We start from the raw sequence: 18476 nt of genomic DNA, 5'->3' as shown, positions 1-18476 counted from the left end.
GGTTATAGTGGGGGTTATGCAGAGTTTTTTGTGGGTTGGTTTGGGTTCTAACCGGGGGGGGGGGGGGTAGTCGTTTAGGGCTGCCCTGGTTTGGGCTCCTGGTTTTGGTGGGGTTGTTGGGGTCGGTGTTGGTTTCGGTGGGGGGTGTGGGTGCGCAGGGTGTGCCGGGTCATCCGTCGTTGTCGCAGGTGGTGTCGTTGGGTGGTGGTCAGGTGCGGGTGTCGTGGGGGCCGCCGTCGGGTGCTGTGGGTGTTTTGGGTTATGAGTATGTGTTGTCGCGGTCTACTGATGGTGGGACTACGTGGGTTCCGCCGGAGGACAGGGTGGTGGATGCTTCTACGGATTTAGCGTCTACTTCGGGGGATCGTAGTGGTGTGGTGTGGAGGACGGTGCCCGGTGGTGGGGCTGCTCGCTCGGTGGTGGTGTCGGGTTTGGTGGTTGGTAGTAGGTACCAGTTCTTCTTAAGGGCGGTGAACGCTGCGGGAGCGGGGCAAATTCGTGAGCTTAGCAACGCGGTGAATGGGCATTTGGTGTCTAGTGTGGCACCGGCGCCGGGGGGTTTGCGGGCGGTTGCTTCCGATTCCCGGGTGGAGTTGAAGTGGGCCAAGGCTTTCGGTGAGGTTGCGGGGTCGGGGTTTGCTGATATTTTGCGGTATGAGTACGCCATCAAACAAGGCGACGGGCAGTGGTCGAGGTGGTCGCCGATGCCGGATTTGATTAGTGGGAATTCAGTTTTGGCGGCTGGGAATCGTGATTCGTTCGTGGTTTCGGGTTTGGTTAACGATGTTGGGTATTCGTTTAGGGTGCGGGCGGTTAACAGGCATGGTGCTGGTGCTTTTGGTGTGGTGGGGCCGGTGGTGGTGGGGGGTGCGCCGGGTGCTCCTCGTAACTTTGTGGTGACACCGGGTGATAAGTCGGCGTTGTTGTCGTGGTCTGCGCCGGGGGTGGTTGGCTCGCCGGTAACGGGTTGGGAGGTCCGATGGGTTTCTTCGACAAGTTCCGCGCCAGGGGTGGGGGGAGCTCCGTGGCAGAGGGTTCCTGGTGGGGCTGGTGCTAGGTCTTATTACGTGACTGGTTTGGATAATACCAAGAATCATGTGTTTGAGGTGCGGGCCGTTAACGCGCTGGGAGCGGGCACGCCAGCGCGTTCTGAGGTCGTGCAGTCGGGTTCGGTGTTGGAGGTGCCTACTAATTTTAGGGTGACATCGGTGTCGTTGTCTTCGGTGACTTTGGAGTGGTCCCGGCCGGCTAGTATTGCTAGCAGGAGTTTTCGGCGTTATGAGTATTCGCTGCGGGCTGGTGATTCTGAGTGGGGTGGTTGGGTGGCGATACCGGGTGACTACACGACTACAGAGTTCACGGTTCCGGGTTTGACGGCGGGTGTTGGGTACCGCTTCCGGGTGCGGGCGGTGACCAATGTTGGGGCTGGTGCGGTGGCGGTGACGGCGGGGGTTGTTTATCCGGGTACGGTGCCGCCGGCGCCGGCGGTGTCGGCGGAGGTGGTGTCGGATTATGCGGAGGGGTTGCATCAGGTGGTTTTGTCGTGGACGGGTTCCGATGGTGGTTCTCCGATAACTAAGTGGCAGTTCGTGCGTAAGGATGATGTGGGTGATTTAGCGGGTTTGGTTTCTGGGGATTGGAAGGATTTGTGTGACAACAGCATGGGGGCGGATCCGGGGTGTGGGGCGTTGCGGTCGGTGACGTTGCACAAGGGTCGGGTTAGTGATGGTGAGGGTGGTACTTATTGTCATTATGGTGAGTGTACCCCGGATTTGGGGGTGGGGGATCATTATTTTGTGATGCGGGGTGTGAATGCCAGGGGTGAGGGTTTGGTGTCGGGTGCGGTAAGGGTGAATATTGCCAAGGGGCTTGCTGCTAAGCCTCTGAGTATATTTTTGCGGGGTTACACCGCTGATCCCCTCAGTAATGGTCGGCCTCATATGGGTGCAGCTTTGCTCGGTGGTTGGGCGAATGGTGGTAAGTTTCGGGCGTCACCTGCTCATCGGTATGAGTGGTCGTGGAGGGTTGGTGACGGGCCGTGGGGTAGCTGGGTTGCTCAGAATGGCAGTTTGACCAGGGCTACCGAGCTTTTCGATGAGGTCACTTTCCGGGTTGGGGAGACTTACACGTTTCGGTGGCGGGTGATGACTGATGTGGGTGCGGGTTACGCACGCGAGACGGTGCCGTTTGTTTTCGGGGCTCCACCGTTGCCCGGGGCTGTGGATTGGATCGGCGAGGGCCGGGATCGTCCGGAGGTGTTGGCGGTTCCGGGTAATGGTCGGGTGGAGTTGAGAATCGTTAGAGCCTCAGACGGTGACGGGGTAGCAGTTCCTGCTGGGGACCCTTTCGGGCGACGCCTTCGTTATCCGCTTGTTTATCAGACTGCTTTGATTGATGGCGATGGGGTTTATGCTGAAACGGTTTGGGAGTATTCGTATCGGCCTGTCGGTGGTGTGTGGTCGCCGTGGGCGGTGGCTCATATTGGTCAGCAGTTCATGGGCAACACCGGTAGTATTGGCACTGATCGGGCGTTGACGGTGTCGGGTTTGCGCAACGGGGTGGCCTATGAGTTCCGGGTTAGAGCGGTGAACCGGCACGGTACCGGGGTGTTGCCTGGTGTGGTTTTGTATTCCAATGGTGCCGGTTTGGTGGCCGAAGCCACCGATCGAAATCCCGACAAGGTGGTGATACCGGGTGTGGCACCGCCGGCGCCGGCAGGGTTGGCTGCTGCTGGTGGTGATGGTCAGGTTTCGTTGTCGTGGACATCGGTGGGTTCGGGGGGTCCGCCGATCATCCGCTGGGAGTACATCAAGCAGGAACGAGCTGCGGGTGAGACCACATGGGGTGATTGGGAAACTGATTGGACAAAGGTTCCGGGTTCGGGGCCGTTGACGACTTCGGCGACGGTGAAGGGTTTGACCAATGGTTCGTCGTACCGGTTCCGGTTGCGGGCGGTGAACGCTTTGATGGCTCTGCAAACCTCAGGCACCAAGCGGGCTTTGATCTCCGCGGGTAACGGCGCGCCGGCGCAGTCGCTGCCGGTCACCCCCGGTAAGACGCCCACCGCGCCCCGCCAGGTGGCAGTGACACCGGCCGATGGTGGGGTGAGGGTCACTTTGTTGGCCCCGGCGGGTGGTTCTGCGGTTTTGGCCTATGAGGTTCGGATGCGCCGTGCTGCTAGTGGCAGTTTTGATGCGTGGCAATCGCTGGGAGCTCGCATCACCCCACCGGCACGCCACCTGGCTGAATCTGTGGGGGTGCCGGTGCGGGGTTTGGTCAACGGGGTGGCCTATGAGTTCGAGGTGCGGGCGGTGAACCAGTTCGGTGCCGGCCCCTCAGCGGGGGTGGTCGGTCCGATAACACCGGTGGGTGCACCTGCTGGTGGTGCGTTGGCTGCGGTCGCTGGTGATGGGCAGGTCACGCTGTCGTGGACACCGGTGAACACGGGGGGTAGCACGGTTACGGGTTGGCAGTACCGCATGAAAACTGCTGGTGGGGGTTACGGTTCATGGACCGCCGTCACCGGTGGGGCGACGGCGCGCAGCCTGGTGGTGGATGATCTCGCCAACGGGCGGGCCTACACCTTCCAGGTGCGAGCCATAACCACCAACACCCAGGTGATCGGGGCGGCGTTCGAGTCCGAGGCGGTCACCCCATCCGCGGTGCCCCCGGCACCGACGGTGACCGCTGCCGCCGCTGACATGAAGGTCACTTTGAACTGGGCAGCCGGTGCTGGCGGGGCGGTGGGTGAATCCAACTGGGCCGCCCCTGTTACCGGTTGGCAGTACCGGATGAAAACCGGTGCTGTTGGCTACGGGTCTTGGGTTGATGTGACTGCTGAGGCCACCACCCGCGACATTGGTGGTCTCATCAACGGTGTTGCTTATACCTTTGAGGTCCGGGCGCTGAACAGGATTGGTGCTGGTACTGCTGGTACTGCGACGGCGACGCCGGCGACGGTGCCTGATGCGCCGGCGGTGTCTACCACGGCTGGTGACAAGACGGTTACGGTGAGCTGGACGGCTGGTGGTGATGGGGGTTCGGTGGTGACGGGTTGGCAGTTGCGTACCGGTACCGGCCAGTGGGTTGATTATCCTGCGGGTACCACCTCGGTGCCGGTTCAGAACCTCACCAACGGCACCACCTACACCTTCCAGGTCCGAGCTCAAAACGCCATGGGGGCTGGTGCCGTTGGAGTTGACACCGCGATGCCAGCGATGACCCCCGCTGCTCCCACCGTTACCACCACCGCCGGTGACGGTACGGTGACTTTGTCGTGGACATCCGGCACCGATGGCGGTTCTGCGGTGACGGGTTGGCATTTGCGGGTCGATGATGGCCAGTGGCAGGACCTGGCTGGCATGGGTTTGGGTGCTGATGCCACCTCGGTGCCCGTTTTGAACCTCGCTAACGGCACCAGCTACACCTTCCACATAAGGGCTCAGAACGCGATGGGTGCTGGTGCTGTGGCCACTGTTACGGCGACACCGGCGGCAGTACCTGCTGCTCCCACTGTTGCTGCCACGGTCACCGACGGCACCATCACCGTCACCTGGATGGCGGGCACCGATGGTGGGTCTGAGGTGACGGGTTGGCAGTGGCGCACCCGCATCGGGAGCGCTGGTTTCGGCGAGTGGGCCGACGTTGGGGCCACTGCGACCAGCGCGGTCATATCCGGTGTCGATACCGGTACCGGCCCGGTGGGTTATACCTTTGAGGTGCGAGCGGTGAACGCGGTGGGGGCCGGCCCTGCGGGCATCTCGCCCACCATCGTCCCCGGCGATGACCGGGCTGGTGATGAGGACTACTACTCCGGTCCTGTCGATAGTCCGAGTTTCTGTGCGGAGTTCTCTTTGGGTGGGGCCCGCCTGTTTGCTTTGGACAGCGATGGTGACGGGGTGGCCGACATTTGCTCGCTGCCCTATACCCGCCGTGAGGCCATAGCCCGGCACAACGCGGTCATCACCCTGGCGAACAGGTATCCCGACCTGTATCGCCGGCTCGTGAACGCCGAGTGCGCCAACCAACCCGATAGCCAGGCTTGCGGTGGTGAGGCTCTGGCGGCTCCGGGGTTCCCGCCGCCCAACGATGGGGGTCCCTATTATTCGGGGACCATCACCGGCCCTTCCTGGTGCGCCAATCGCTCCCTGGGTGGGCCCACCACCTACCCCTTGGACAGCGATGGTGACGGCGTGGCCGATGTCTGCTCACTCCCCTACACCCGTCGTGAGGCGATAGCCCGCCAAAAAGCCGGTGACACCCTGGCCGCCACCCACCGCGACGAGTACAGAACCATCCTGGCCGAGGAGTGCCGCCGCCTGGGCCGTGGCAATTACGGCGACCGCGTTGCTGATCTGAACAACGACATCTGCAACAACTAACCCCACCGGGAAGCCCCAAAACCTTGGGGGCAATTGAATTGCGGAACCCCCCTAAGGTTTGGCTTTCTGGATGGAGAACTCCAGCGAACCGGCATCTATCTCGGCGGCTCCGGCGGTTGGGGCGGCATTCTTGCCATCGGGGGAGTTCCTGAGTTCCAGCTTCACCGCCAGGATCTGCTCGCACACGTAGGTTTTGTGGGCCTCGATCGCTTCTGCGACCCTGGGGCCGGCGGTCAATGTCACGTTGATCCGGTCGGTGACTTCCAGATTCTGGGCTTTTCGCTCAGCCTGGATCACCCGGACCACATCCCGGGCGACCCCCTCGGTGGCCAGTTCGGGGCTTATGGTGGTGTCCAGCGCCACCAGGGCATCGTTGGTGCGTAGCGCGGCGGCAGTGGTGCCCTCTACCGGGTTGAGGGCCAGCTCGAACTCATGTTCGGCCAGGATGTGACCGCCAACCGTGACGGTGCCGTCGGGGTTGCGTTCCCACCGGCCGGTGCGGGCGGCCGCGAAGACGGCTTGCACTTCCCGGCCCAGGCGGGGACCCAGTTCCTGGCCCCGGGGTCTGAGCACGAACCGGCCGTGGGCCTCCAGGTCGTTGCTGAGGATGACCTCCTTCACGTTCATCTCGTCGGCGATCAGCGGGGTGAACGGCACCAGGCCGGCGGTCTTTTGGCCGGCCACGGTCAGTGACCGCAGGGGTTGGCGTACCCTGATTCCCTCGTCCTCCCGCACCCGCAGCCCGGTGGAGCACACTTCTCGCACGAGGTCCATGGTGCTCACCAACCCGGGATCGGCCGGCAGCTCGGTGGGATCGGGCCAATCGCACAGGTGAACACTCGGCTCCCCCGTGAGTCCCCGGTAAATCTCCTCGGACACCAGGGGAAGGAAGGGGGCCAGCAACCGGGTCAGGGTGGTCAGCACCGTGTAGAGGGTGTTGTAGGCATCCTGCTTGTCGCGGGCCGATGCGGGTCGGGCCGGGGCCCAGAACCGATCCCGGCTGCGGCGGATGTACCAGTTGTTGAGGGAGTCGATGAACCCCTCCAGCTCGGTGATGGCACCGGGAAGATCGTAATCATCCATCCTTTGGGTGACCGTTTCGATCAGCAGCCTGGTCTTGGCCAGGATGTAGCGATCCAGCAGGTCCTCGGAGTTTGCCCCGGGTTCTGCTTTCACCCCGTCGGTGGGGTTCGCCCCGGGTTCTGTTCTCACCCCGTCGGTGGAGTTTGCCCCGGGTTCTGCTTTCACCCCGTCGGTGGAGTTCGCTACGGGTTCTGCTGTCACCCCGTCGGCGTTGGCGTACAGGGTGAAGAAGTAATAGGCGTTCCAGATGGGGATGATCACTTGGCGCAGCACATCGTCGATCCCCGAATCGTCCAGGCGGAGGTCGCCGCCCCGCACGATGGGTGAACTCATCAGGTACCAGCGCAGGGCATCGGCCCCCTTGGTGGCAAAAATCTGTTCGGGTTCGGTGTAGTTCCTCAGTTTCTTGGAGAGTTTCCTGCCCTTGGCGTCGAGCAGGATGCCGTGGCAGATCACATTGGTGAACGCGGGTCGGTCGAACAGGGCGGAGGCCAGCACGTGGAGGGTGTAGAACCAACCCCTGGTCTGGTTGATGTACTCCACGATGAAGTCGGCCGGGAAGTGGTGCTCGAACCAGTCCTTGTTCTCGAACGGGTAGTGGATCTGGGCGAAGGGCATCGACCCGGACTCGAACCAGCAGTCCAGCACCTCGGGTACCCGGCGCATGGTGGAGGCCCCGGTGGGATCGTCGGGGTTGGGCCGGGTGAGCTCGTCGATGAAGGGTCGATGCAGGTCGGTGGGGCGCACGCCGAAGTCCCGCTCGATCTCATCCAGGCTGCCGTAGACATCGGTTCTGGGGTGGGCCGGGTCATCGCTGCGCCACACCGGGATGGGCGAGCCCCAGAACCGGTTACGGCTGATGGACCAGTCCCGGGCTCCCTCCAGCCACGTGCCGAACCGGCCGTTGCGAACGTGGTCCGGCACCCAGTTGATCTGGCGGTTCAGCTCCAGCATCCGGGCCCGAATGGTGGTGACCCGCACGAACCACGAGCTGAGCGCCCGGTAGATGATCGGTTCGTCGGTGCGCCAGCAGTGCGGGTAATTGTGCTCGTAGGTGGCGTGGCGCAGGATCCTGCCCTGCGCCTTGAGCCGGTCGATGATGCCCCGGTTGGCCTCGAACACGTTGGTTCCCGACCACTCGATGACCTCATCGGTGAAACGGCCCTGGTCGTCCACCGGTACCACCACCGGCACGCCGTTGGCCTCGGCCGCCTGCTGATCGTCCTCGCCGAAGCCGGGAGCGGCGTGGACAACGCCGGTGCCCTCGCCGGTGTCCACGAAGTCGGCCCCCACCACCCGGAAGGCACCCTCGCCGGCCAGGGATGCGAAATAGTCGAACAGGGGCCGGTAGCGCCGACCGATCAGCTCCGAGCCGGTGACGGTACCCACCACCCGCCCCTGACCCAGCTCGGCCCCGTAGGCCTCCAGCGTCGCCGCCGCCAGTACCACGTGGCCCTCCCGGTGCTCCACGATGACGTACTCCACGTCGGGGCCCACGATCAGCATCAGGTTGGACGGGAGGGTCCACGGTGTGGTGGTCCAGGCCAGCAGGCGCACCGGCCCCGGCCCCGGATCGCCGGGTTCGGGCACCAGGTCGAAGGCCACGGTGATGGCCGGGTCCTGGCGGAGTCGGGTGGCATCGTCCAGGCGGATCTCGAAGTTGGACAGTGGCGTCTCGGCCGCCCAGGAGTAGGGCATCACCTTGTAGGCCTCATAGATCAGGCCCCTGTCCCACAGTGATCTGAACGCCCACATGACCGATTCCATGTAGGGCAGGTCCATGGTCTTGTAATCGTTGGCGAAGTCCACCCAGCGGGCCTGGCGGGTCACCGTGGTCTCCCATTCCCGGGTGTAGCGCAGCACCGATTGGCGGCAATGGGCGTTGAAGCGCTCGACACCGTAGGCATCGATGGCGGCCCGTCCCGATACCCCCAGCTCTGTCTCGGCCTCCATCTCGGCGGGAAGCCCGTGGCAGTCCCATCCGAAGCGGCGCTCCACCCGGCGGCCCCGCATGGTGTGGAAGCGGGGGATCACGTCCTTCACGTAGCCGGTCAGCAGGTGCCCGTGGTGGGGGAGTCCGTTGGCGAACGGGGGACCGTCGTAGAACACGTACTCGTTGTCACCGCCGGTGCCCGCCGGTCGCCCCCTCACCGACCGGGCGAAAGTTGCACCCTCGGTCCAGGACGCCAGCACCCGCTGCTCGATGTCGGGGAAGAAGGGTTTGGGGTCTACCTCGGGGTAGGGGGTGGGCGAGTCGGGCACGGGCAACGGGCCTCCAGGCCTGGCGGGCAGTTTTGCCGGCAGTCCCCCGGCAGGATCGCCCCGAGGAGCGCACAGAGGGTACCGGATAGCCACAAAATAACCCGTTGGGGTGCGGGTTCTGACATTGTTGTGCCTCTTCCAACCATTTCTGGGCCAATCCGGGGGTAATGGGCGGTGGCGGCGGCTAAACTCCCGCCTTTGGTGGCCGCCAGGAAGTTCGATGACCGTCAGGAAGACAGCGACAATGGGAACCCGTAAAACCAAGTCCCCGGCGAGCAAGAAGCCGCTGTTCGATGATAAGTACCTGGAGAAGCAACGCCGGCTTCTGCTGACCGAGCGCGGTCGTTACATCGACTCGGCCACCCGTCTCCAGGCCGAGGCCGACTCCCTGGTGGAGGAGAGGGAGCCGGGCGACATCCAGTTCGACGAGGAATCGGGCGAGGGTGACACCCTGGCGGTGGAGCGGGAGCGGGATCTGGCGCTCAGCGCCCACGCCCGGGCGGCGGTGGAGCAGATCGATGCCGCCCTGGCCCGGATCGAGGACGGCACTTACGGGATATGCCTGGTGTCGGGTAAGCCAATCCCGCGCACGAGGCTCAATGCCATTCCCTGGGCGGCTGAGCGGGTTGAGCACAAAGCCGGTGGGTTCTAGCCCGGCCGAGGTCAGGAACCGAGCCGGTGGGTTCTAGCCCGGGTGGGGCGGCAACCGAGCCGGTGGGTTCTAGCCCGGCCGAGGCCGGTAACCGATCTCGCTCTCGCCTTCGCCCTCGCCGTCACAACCTGGTCTTTCTGGCGGTGGCCGCGCTGGTGGTGGCCGTTGACCAGTTGACCAAGTGGTGGGCGCTGGAGGTGTTGAAGGATCAGGACATACACCTGATCTGGACTTTGCGGTTGCATCTGGTCCACAACTCCGGGGCTGCCTTCGGGCTGGGCCAGAGCCTGGACACCGTTATCGGGCTGGTGGCCCTGGGGTTCGTGGTCATAGTGATCTGGGCCGGTTGGGGAGGTCGCCGGTTGCCATTTTCCCCGGTGCTTTTGGGCATGGTGCTGGGGGGTGCGGTCGGCAACCTGAGTGATCGGGCCGTGCGGGCCGGCGATGGGTTTCTGGGCGGGGCGGTGGTTGATTTCATAGACCTCCAGTGGTGGCCGGTGTTCAACGCCGCCGACTCCGCCATAGTGGTGGCCGCCATCGCCCTGGTGCTGAGCGCCTCCGGCAACCGCCGCGGCTCACCGGCCGGTGAACCCCATCCGCAATCGGATGAGCACAGGGTTGGCAATGATGAGTGAGATTGATCGGCGTTGAGGGTGTCGGCTCGGGCGAGGGCAGGCTCCACCGGTGGTAGCAACCAATTGGTCACGATGGTCGATAGCTGGCGGCTCTGATACGGTGCCGAGGGTGCATGACTTGCGCCGGCGGAGGGTGGACTGGGCTGATGGGACGACTTTCGGTCGAGAGGGTTGGAGAGTCCGTCACGCGTCGGCTGGGGGGTCGCTGAGGTCATTTTCCGGTGAGCAGGCCGAGCGGTTCGGGCAACTGGGGTGTTGCTGGGTCGCACGCGAGGATCGGGAACCAGAACCAGGACAAGCGGCGGGCAGGTCGCCTTCGTCATCTGCGGCGGTGCATTCGATGCTGAGGCTGCTGGCCAGGGGGGTGTCGCCTCCAATGCACCCGGACGCCGAGAAATGCTTACTCGATAACTACAAAAACGATTCCACGTCGGGGTTGGATGACCATGATTTTCTGGTTCCCGCTCGAGGAGCAGTGGAGTTCGCTGAGGGGATGTGCGAGTCTGCCGCTGAGGAGGCATTGGTAGATTTTTTTATGACCGTCGAGCCGGGGGCGGAGAGGTATCTGATCCCGCAGGTGCCGCTTGACGTGCTTGCTAGCGCTGCTGGAGTGAAGGGCGCGGAGCCTTCTGCCCATCGCCGGTGTGATTTCTTGTTCTGCCCGCCGGGGGCCGTTCCGACCGTGGTTGAGGTGGATGGCTCCCAGCATCAAGAGGCCAAGTCGGTGGATCGCCAGAGGGACAGGTTGCTGAAACAGGCCGGTATTTCCACGGTGAGGGTGCCTACAGCCGAATTGGGGGGCCGCTGGAAAGGCCCGGGCCTTGATAGCCTGCAAAAGGCGATAGATGAGGCCGTTCGGAGTCAAAATGGCCTGCATTCGCCTGAAAGCTCGTTTGATGCATGGCCCCCGCTGGTGTGGGGGCCCATACAGGTTCACAGGTTGGTTCTTGCCATTTGCGAGGCAGTTGAAGCGGGGTTCTTGTCCGGCGAGCGGTGGATAATCGAGTTGGACGACCCGACGGGTTTGTCGGCTTATCTGGTGGGGCCATATTTGGCGACATTGGCCGCGCTTTTCGAGATCTGGGGTTCTGGTGAGCTCGCGCCGCAAGTGGTGGTATTCCGCAGCAACGGTACCGAGGTCATCTACGGGTTCCAGGAGGGTGGCGGGTTCGGCTATGAGCAGTCCACCAGCACGGATGCCAGTGAGGAAGCAGCCGCGGTCAAGATTATCTTGCAGAGCGACTGGTTTCCCTGCGAGAAACTCCCGGTTCCTGATCCAATCGAGCCTCCGTCGGTGGTGATCCGCTCAACCGGTGTTCCGGTGCTGCCCAACGATCTGTTTCGCCGCTTGGCCACTCGGCCAGAAGGGGTCGGTGAAAGCCCCCGGATGTGCCAGGCCTTGGAAACGGTGATGAAGGCCGTGTTCGGTTTTGATGAGTTCAGGGAGGGCCAGTTCGAGGCGATTTCGACGGTTCTGGCCGGTGAGGACTGTGTAGTGCTGCTTCCCACCGGGGCGGGCAAGAGCATGATCTACCAGTTGGCAGGGCTGATCCTGGGTGGCCGAGTTCTGGTTGTTGATCCGATAGTTTCGCTGATTGATGATCAGATTAGAGGGTTGACTGGTCACGGCATAGACCGGGTGAGGGGGATTACCTACCGCAATAGTTGGGAAGGCCATGATGTTGCCAAGGATGTGCTTTTCTTGTTCGTTTCCCCTGAGCGGTTCCAGAAGCAGAAGTTCCGCGACTTCCTTAAAGACTCAGACTGGTCTTTTCCAGTAAATCTTGTGGTAGTTGACGAAGCTCACTGTGTGTCAGAATGGGGGCACGACTTCCGCCCTGCTTATCTTAACTTTGGTCAGACTGTTCAAAGGGTTTGCGACCCTTATCGGCTTAACAAGGTCCCCATACTTGCTTTGACTGGTACAGCCTCACAGGTGGTGTTGTCCGACGTTCTGTTCCAACTAGATATTTCTGACAATATCATCAGCCCGAAGACATTTGACCGAAAAGAGCTTAGCTATGAGGTGATACCCACTAGCCCTAATGAATCTGAGAAAACCCTCGTAAACGTACTAAAACGTTTTCCTACTAATTTTAAAGAGTATCTGTCAGCTTTTTCGGAGCCAGTAAAGCTTCCGGGAATTGTCTTCATCCCCACTGTAAACGGACGACATCGCAGCCTGAACAAGACGCTTGACGTGGTGGGTTCGGTCATCCCTGCGGTAGTGGGATTCTCAGGAAAGCCTCCCAAAGGCAAAAGCCGCAAGCAGTGGGAAAAAGAAAAACCCCAAAACGCTGAGAAGTTCAAACAAGATCAAGCCACAGCTATTGTAGCTACCAAAGCATTTGGTATGGGTATCGACAAGTCAAATATAAGGTGGATTATTCACTATGGTTTGCCCCAGTCAATTGAGTCTTACTACCAAGAAGTCGGGCGCGCGGGACGAGACCGAGAAAAATCAAAATGTGTGCTCATTCTTTCTGAGAGCGATCGAGCCTATAACAAAGCTATATTAGAATCCAAACTGCAACAGACCGCATCCCAAACAAATACAAGAAAAGCTAGCGACGACATCTCCACTGTTATTTGGTTCTATGATAAGTCATTTCCAAGCTCACAAGAAGATGCTAAAGAAACCATAGAAATGTACACCAAACTTCGCGTGGGCAGCACTATACACCTTGGCGAAGGTGAAAGTATTAATAGCGCGTCAGAACGAGCATTGTATCGGCTAGCTACACTTGGTGTTGTTGAGGACTACTGCATCGAAGGGTGGGAAAACAATGAAAAAGCTGTGGTTAAACTGTCGGATATCAGCCCAGAGCAGATCGTTAATAATTTGCTTGAGTTTGTTGACCGCTCTCAACCTGGCCAGGCTAGAGCATTACGATCCCGCCTTTTTGATTTCAATTTTGATAGTCCACAAAGCGCCATTGAGGTGTGCAGCCGGGAGCTCGCCGACTTTGTTTACGGTACAATTGGTCGGTCTCGCCTGAGAAACCTCTACGAAATGTATGAATTGGCCGTCTCCGGCATCAAAGATAGTGAGACAATTCGGCAAGGTATCCTTGATTACCTCTCTGATGGGATCCCATCGGTCGTTGCCCAGGAGCTTGCCCAGGAGGATGAGTTCAGATATGAGCGCTGGACTGAGCAGTGGAGCCAAATTGCCAGCATTGATTATGCTCGGCAGTGGCGTGGCGCTGCCGCTCGCCTTCTCGGCTCATATCCGGACCATCCCGGCCTGCTAGCCACCCGTGCTTTTGCCGGAGCTCTCCTTTCTGAAAGTTCTCCAGATGATTTTGAAAACCGTCTGAAGCAGTCAATTGAGTTGGCCTTCAACCGCTATCAGGCTGACCCAGGCGACGCGGAGCAGATGGTAATGCAGATTTTGAGCATGGTTTCAGATCAATCGGAGCCGCTACCCGTAATCGCCAACAAACCTCAAGATGAACGGCTGGAGATTGCTTCAGCATGCGTTGCTGCTGCCCGTTCTACGATACCTACTTGTGATATGGTTAACCGATGGCTTGAATTCAACTGGCACCGCAGCCCCGACCTCGTAGTGTTCAAACTAGCTGATAGCATTGAAACTGCTAACAAAATTGCCGGTAAAATTGCTTTTGATAACAAAATACAATTAGGCTCAGATAAGCAGCTCAAACTCGAAATGATGGCTCAATGACTGACACTAATAATTTGCAAAGCCGTTTTGCTGCCTCTGTTCGCCGGTTTGACGATGCTGCCGCAGCTCTGGATCAATTTTGTAAGCAAGTAAAAGCTCTTGATGACCTTAAATTGCAGCATTCTGAAGTTTCAGAAACTTTTATCGAGGCAAATATAAGGTTGATGTCCACAATTGAAGCACTTAGCCCAGTAGGTAAACTTGGAGCAAAGGTGCTGGCCACGCTCCAAGAAACAACTACATTAGCAGAAACCATCTTCAAGCAGTTTGATCAGCAGGTTGCTATTGCTGTAAAAGATAATATTGCTGCGCTTAGCAAAAGGGTGGAGCAGCAACTAGACCACTCTCAAAAGGAACAAGACAAAGCCTATAAACAGCTTCAGAACACAATTACTGCTATGAGAGATCACCTTGCTGCGCTCAACAAAATGATGGAGTTGCAATTGAATGACTCTCGTAAGGAACGAGATAAGGTCCGTAAAGAGCTTGAGGAGATGCAAACCAAAGTGAAGGCACTGCCCTTAAGAATACGGAGAAGGTTTGGGTTGGATTGATAAAAAGGCAACTGTGACCACCCTCGAAATTCATATTGGTGACAATCTTGATGTTCTTTCGGGTTTTGATGATGGTATGTTTGATCTGATCTACATTGACCCGCCCTTCAATACCGGGAGAACTCAGTCGCGGGTACGACTCAAGACGGTTCGGGATGTGGATGGTGACCGCACGGGTTTTCAAGGCAAGCGCTACAAAACAACTCGCCTGGGGTCTTTGTCCTTTGAGGACAGCTTTGATGACTTCATGGCTTTTTTGGAACCGCGACTGAGTGAGGCTTACCGATTGTTATCACCGGCTGGCTCTTTTTTCCTGCATATTGATTACCGTGAAGTACACTATTGCAAAGTTCTTCTGGATCAAATATTCGGACGGGAAGCGTTTATGAATGAGATAATATGGGCCTACGATTATGGGGCAAGATCAAAGAAACATTGGTCTGCAAAACATGATAACATACTTTGGTATGTCAAAGACCCTGATAATTATACATACCGTTTTGATGATATAGGTCGGATTCCCTATATGGCACCTGGCCTGGTTGGTCCGGAAAAAGCTGCTAAAGGTAAAACTCCAACTGATACTTGGTGGCATACCATTGTTAGCCCCAACAGTAAGGAAAAAACAGGATATCCAACGCAAAAGCCTATTGCTATTATGAACAGGATAGTGAGGGTACATTCAAACCCTGGAGACCGTATTTTGGATTTTTTTGCCGGCAGTGGAACAACTGGAGAAGCTGCCCTATTGGCCGGCCGAAGCGCCGTACTGGTGGACAACAACCCCGAAGCCATCCAGGTAATGTCCCGCCGGTTTGAATTTGTTGAACCAACATTTTATCAAAATGGACATGTTGTACTTGGCATACCAGACAGGCAAAAAGAGCCGTTACACTAGATGGAGGTAACTGTCTCCTCGGTGTTGGCTGGCGAGCGGCTTGACCGGGTGGTGGCGCTGGTGTGGGAGTGCAGCCGGGCTGAGGCGGCCCGGTTGATCGGAGGGCGCAAGGTGGTGGTGAACGGTGCCCCGGCGGTTGTGCGCTCTCAGCGGTTGGCTGCCGGGGATCGGGTGGTGCTGGCGGAGGCACCGGTCACCGGCTACCCGGCACCGGAGCCCGATCCTTCGGTGGCTCTGGAGGTGGTGCATGCCGATGAGCAGGTGATCGTGGTGAACAAACCCGCCGATCTGGTGGTCCATCCCGGATCGGGCAACTCGAGCGGGACGCTGGTGAACGGCCTGCTGGCCGGATTCCCCGAGATCACCGGGGTGGGGGAACCGGAGCGCCCCGGAATCGTCCACCGGCTGGACCGGGGCACCTCGGGGTTGATGGTGGTGGCCCGCACCCAGTCCAGCTACGAGGCGCTGACCGGCGCACTGGGTCGGCGCGAGATGCACCGCGGCTATGTAGCCCTGGTGAAGGGGGTACCGGCCGATGACCGGGGGGTGATTGACGCTCCGGTGGGGCGCTCCCCCCGCCACCCCACCCGGATGGCGGTAATCGCTGATGGTCGCCCGGCTCGCACCCACTACCGGGTGGTTGCCCGCATGGCGGCCCGAGCGGAGTCCCCGGTTGGGGTGGTTCCGTATGGCACCGCCCACCTGGAGTTATGGCTGGAAACCGGGCGCACCCACCAGATCAGGGTTCACCTGGCTGCCATTGACCACCCCATTCTGGGCGATGAGCTGTACGGCGGTCCTGCGGTTTCCGGTTTGAGCCACCCGGCACTGCACGCGGCCACCCTGGCTTTCGAGCACCCCGGCACCGGGGAGCAGTATCGCTTCGAGGCCGAACCTCCCGATGACTTCTCCAGCCTCTACCGCCTGCTCGATCCGCAGTAGTCGGCAATGGCCGATGACTCCAGGTGGAGCAGGATCATGGGATGTCTTTTTCAAATATCAGCTTGAAATCGGCAGTTACCGTGCCACCGTGAATTGTCACCGTAGCGTTGCTGTTAAATTGGCTTTCCAGACAGTTCAGTAAACGTTGTTTGTATTGAGTGTCGTCGTTATGGCGTAAATGTTCTCCTTTGACCTCGTGCACGATGATCGTGTCTTGCATTTGGAGGGCTACGAAGTCGGGGTATACGTAATCTTTACGCCATCCTTGTAATCGGTACTCTCCTGGTTTTCTCGCTGCTATCTTGTGCCACCACTGGATTGCTGGGTTACCATCAAGAAAAATAGCATATTTTTTTTCCAGGTTGTTCATATTGTGGTTATAAGCTGGTGAAAACAAAGTTCGTTGGAAGGCAGCTCCTGGGTCATATCGGGGAACTTCCAACTCGTACCAATCGCAGTATTCAAAAGGTAAATCCAAATCGAAGGTAATCTCACCTTGGTCAAGCTTGTTCTTGAACAAACGTTCTGCTTGCTCATCAATCTGATCCAAAGCATGCCGTTCGATGGCACGAAGGAAGGCGGGTCGCCTTTCTCCAATCCAGGAGTGATCATGTCCGTTCTTAAGTAGGCTCTCAACCGCCTCTGTAACAACTCGTGCTGCTTGCCAGGGGTTGGGGATGGCATCACCCAACTGTCTGGCATGCCATGCCAGGTCAAAATCTTGGTTGTCGGTCGAGTCAACATGATAGTGCTGCTTGGAGGTGCCGAACCCATCTTCTCCTATATCCACCGCAGCAGTACTTAGCCGATTCCGGATTTCCAGCATCTCCCAATTCTCAGGTGGGCTGATCTCTGCCCAGTTGATACCCGCTAGGATGTGCATATCGTAGTCAATCTCTCTCTTGTCTTTGTGTAGAACCCGGGGAAGTCTGGTCATCTCCGGTGTAATAGGGCTGCGTCGTTCTGTTCGTATCGGCTTGGCCTCTTCGGTACCTCCGCGTACATACATTTCCAAATCTCCAAATCCTTCATTCTGTAACTGTCTTTTAACTGCACTGACCGCCAGGTCTACCGAGGCATTTTGACAATGTACGTAGCAACGGTCAAGTTCATCAATACCGGTAAGTCTGCCGTATGGTTGCCTCAGCACACGTCCCATCATCTGGGTGACTGTAATTTTGGCCCGGGTGTTGTCCAGCAATACCAGAATATAAGCAAAGGAACAGTCCCAGCCTTCCTTCAAAGCATCTTTTGTTATGATCCACCTAACTTTGCTTTGCTCAGAAAGCAGATCTTCAGACTCTAATTCTTTCAAATCACTGGATTGGACTTTAACTTCATCGGCGTTGATACCCATTGTTGAAACAAGGAACTCTCGCACATCCTCTGCGTGTAGTCTCCCTTCCCCGCGCTGGTTTTGGCCAGTTCGTTCTACCCGTACAACTATCATAGGTCGAATATAGGTGCCATTATTCTCCAATAACTGTTCAGCTTGTGAGGACAATCCTTTTAGCTGTTCCCCAGCTTCCCTTAGTATATCCTTCCAAGATGTATCTTCGTATCCTGTGACTTGAATTGGAAGTTTGATCATCTCTTCATCTTTTAGCTCCTGCCCACCAATATCCACCAGTATGTTACTTCTTGACTGATCGGGAGTAGCTGAGAGCTCGATGATGAGCGAGGGGTCAAATTGGTTGAACCAAGCATGGTCGAAGTTCCTGCCGTAGGACTTGTGAGCTTCGTCCAGCACAATCACTGGACGTGATACTTTGAATACATTGGCTAGCGTCGAGAGGACTCGCCCCTCTTCTGAAGTATAAAGCCCGGGATGTTCGTTCAGTAACTGCTCGGCCATCTGTGTATCATCAACATCGGGGAAAAATGAAGAGTAGCGGCCGGATTCTTGAAACATCTTCAAGAACTCTCTGTTGTTGGTACGATTTGCGGCCTGCACCGATAGCAGCATGACACAAAGATAATTTTCAACGTCCTGGCGCGATAAATTGTCGTCCTTCTCCATCACCTTAACTCGCCCACCACTGGCAAGATTCAAAATTGTACGGTAAGGATGTTCTCTATTCCATAAGGCTTTCTTGGTTTGAGCAAAAATTGCCTTGTTGGGTACCACCCAAAGCAAGAGACCGGTACGCCGCTTGGATTTCAACACCGCTTGTGCAGCAAGAAACGTCTTGCCGCCTCCGGTTGGTACCTTCAGGCAGATATGGGGGATTGGCTTGCCGGAACTATCCTTTCTGGATACATGTCTATCAAAGCCAGCCCGCTCCCAAGCTGCGCCAGGGTACCCACCACAAGCATCCAAGCACTCGAACCACTTTGCCAACTGTTCCAAGGTGCGTTCTTGGTAGCGTTTGAGCTGCATT

The 18476-nt window shown here is 58.5% G+C and carries 9 protein-coding genes; 7 read left to right on the top strand and 2 right to left on the bottom strand.

The features are described from left to right. The first annotated feature begins 146 nt into the window (after nt 1–146). Entirely contained in the window at nt 147–5381 is a 5235-nt protein-coding gene (locus ACOGXC_RS07385) for a fibronectin type III domain-containing protein (RefSeq protein WP_419917560.1), read from the top strand. A gap of 51 nt (nt 5382–5432) precedes the next feature. Here the strand turns inward: ACOGXC_RS07385 and ileS are convergent, their stop codons facing one another. Then, nucleotides 5433–8726, bottom strand: coding sequence for an isoleucine--tRNA ligase (gene ileS, locus ACOGXC_RS07380; RefSeq protein ID WP_419917559.1), 3294 nt, complete (start codon nt 8724–8726; stop codon nt 5433–5435). A gap of 244 nt (nt 8727–8970) precedes the next feature. On the opposite strand from ileS, the gene ACOGXC_RS07375 reads away from it, so the two are divergent. The 6 genes from ACOGXC_RS07375 to ACOGXC_RS07350 all read left to right on the top strand — a co-directional run bounded on the left by ACOGXC_RS07375 (nt 8971) and on the right by ACOGXC_RS07350 (nt 16095). Continuing rightward, complete coding sequence (locus ACOGXC_RS07375) at nt 8971–9378, top strand: TraR/DksA family transcriptional regulator (protein WP_419917558.1); 408 nt, start codon at nt 8971–8973, stop codon at nt 9376–9378. A gap of 26 nt (nt 9379–9404) precedes the next feature. Further along, nucleotides 9405–10013, top strand: a complete 609-nt coding sequence (lspA, locus tag ACOGXC_RS07370) for a signal peptidase II (protein ID WP_419917557.1) — start codon at nt 9405–9407, stop codon at nt 10011–10013. A gap of 340 nt (nt 10014–10353) precedes the next feature. Then, a complete protein-coding gene (locus ACOGXC_RS07365; protein WP_419917556.1) occupies nt 10354–13701 on the top strand; it encodes a DEAD/DEAH box helicase in 3348 nt (1115 codons plus the stop codon). After that, a complete protein-coding gene (locus ACOGXC_RS07360) occupies nt 13698–14255 on the top strand; it encodes a hypothetical protein (protein ID WP_419917555.1) in 558 nt (185 codons plus the stop codon). The genes ACOGXC_RS07365 and ACOGXC_RS07360 overlap by 4 nt, the downstream gene beginning before the upstream one ends. 76 nt (nt 14256–14331) lie before the next feature. Continuing rightward, the gene (locus tag ACOGXC_RS07355) at nt 14332–15153 is read left to right on the top strand and encodes a DNA-methyltransferase (protein ID WP_419920044.1); all 822 of its coding nucleotides are present in this window, start codon (nt 14332–14334) and stop codon (nt 15151–15153) included. Beyond that, complete coding sequence (locus ACOGXC_RS07350; RefSeq protein ID WP_419917554.1) at nt 15154–16095, top strand: RluA family pseudouridine synthase; 942 nt, start codon at nt 15154–15156, stop codon at nt 16093–16095. It begins immediately after the preceding gene. Between the two features lie 34 nt (nt 16096–16129). On the opposite strand, the gene ACOGXC_RS07345 is transcribed toward ACOGXC_RS07350, so the two are convergent. Continuing rightward, nucleotides 16130–18475 carry a DEAD/DEAH box helicase gene (locus ACOGXC_RS07345; protein WP_419917553.1) on the bottom strand — a complete coding sequence of 782 codons (2346 nt, stop codon included), beginning with the start codon at nt 18473–18475 and terminating at the stop codon, nt 16130–16132. Between the last annotated feature and the right edge of the window lies 1 nt (nt 18476).

Source organism: Candidatus Poriferisocius sp. (assembly GCF_965202595.1).
Classification (GTDB): Bacteria; Actinomycetota; Acidimicrobiia; order Acidimicrobiales; family Bin134; genus Poriferisocius.
This window is presented reverse-complemented; position numbering and strand designations above follow the sequence as displayed.

Excerpts from the sequence above, each read along its gene's own strand:
- ACOGXC_RS07375 (WP_419917558.1), top strand. The coding sequence starts at position 8,971 with ATGGGAACCCGTAAAACCAAGTCCCCGGCGAGCAAGAAGCCGCTGTTC.
- ACOGXC_RS07365 (WP_419917556.1), top strand. The coding sequence starts at position 10,354 with ATGCTGAGGCTGCTGGCCAGGGGGGTGTCGCCTCCAATGCACCCGGAC.
- ACOGXC_RS07360 (WP_419917555.1), top strand. The coding sequence starts at position 13,698 with ATGACTGACACTAATAATTTGCAAAGCCGTTTTGCTGCCTCTGTTCGC.
- ACOGXC_RS07355 (WP_419920044.1), top strand. The coding sequence starts at position 14,332 with ATGTTTGATCTGATCTACATTGACCCGCCCTTCAATACCGGGAGAACT.
- ACOGXC_RS07350 (WP_419917554.1), top strand. The coding sequence starts at position 15,154 with ATGGAGGTAACTGTCTCCTCGGTGTTGGCTGGCGAGCGGCTTGACCGG.
- ACOGXC_RS07345 (WP_419917553.1), bottom strand. The coding sequence starts at position 18,475 with ATGCAGCTCAAACGCTACCAAGAACGCACCTTGGAACAGTTGGCAAAG.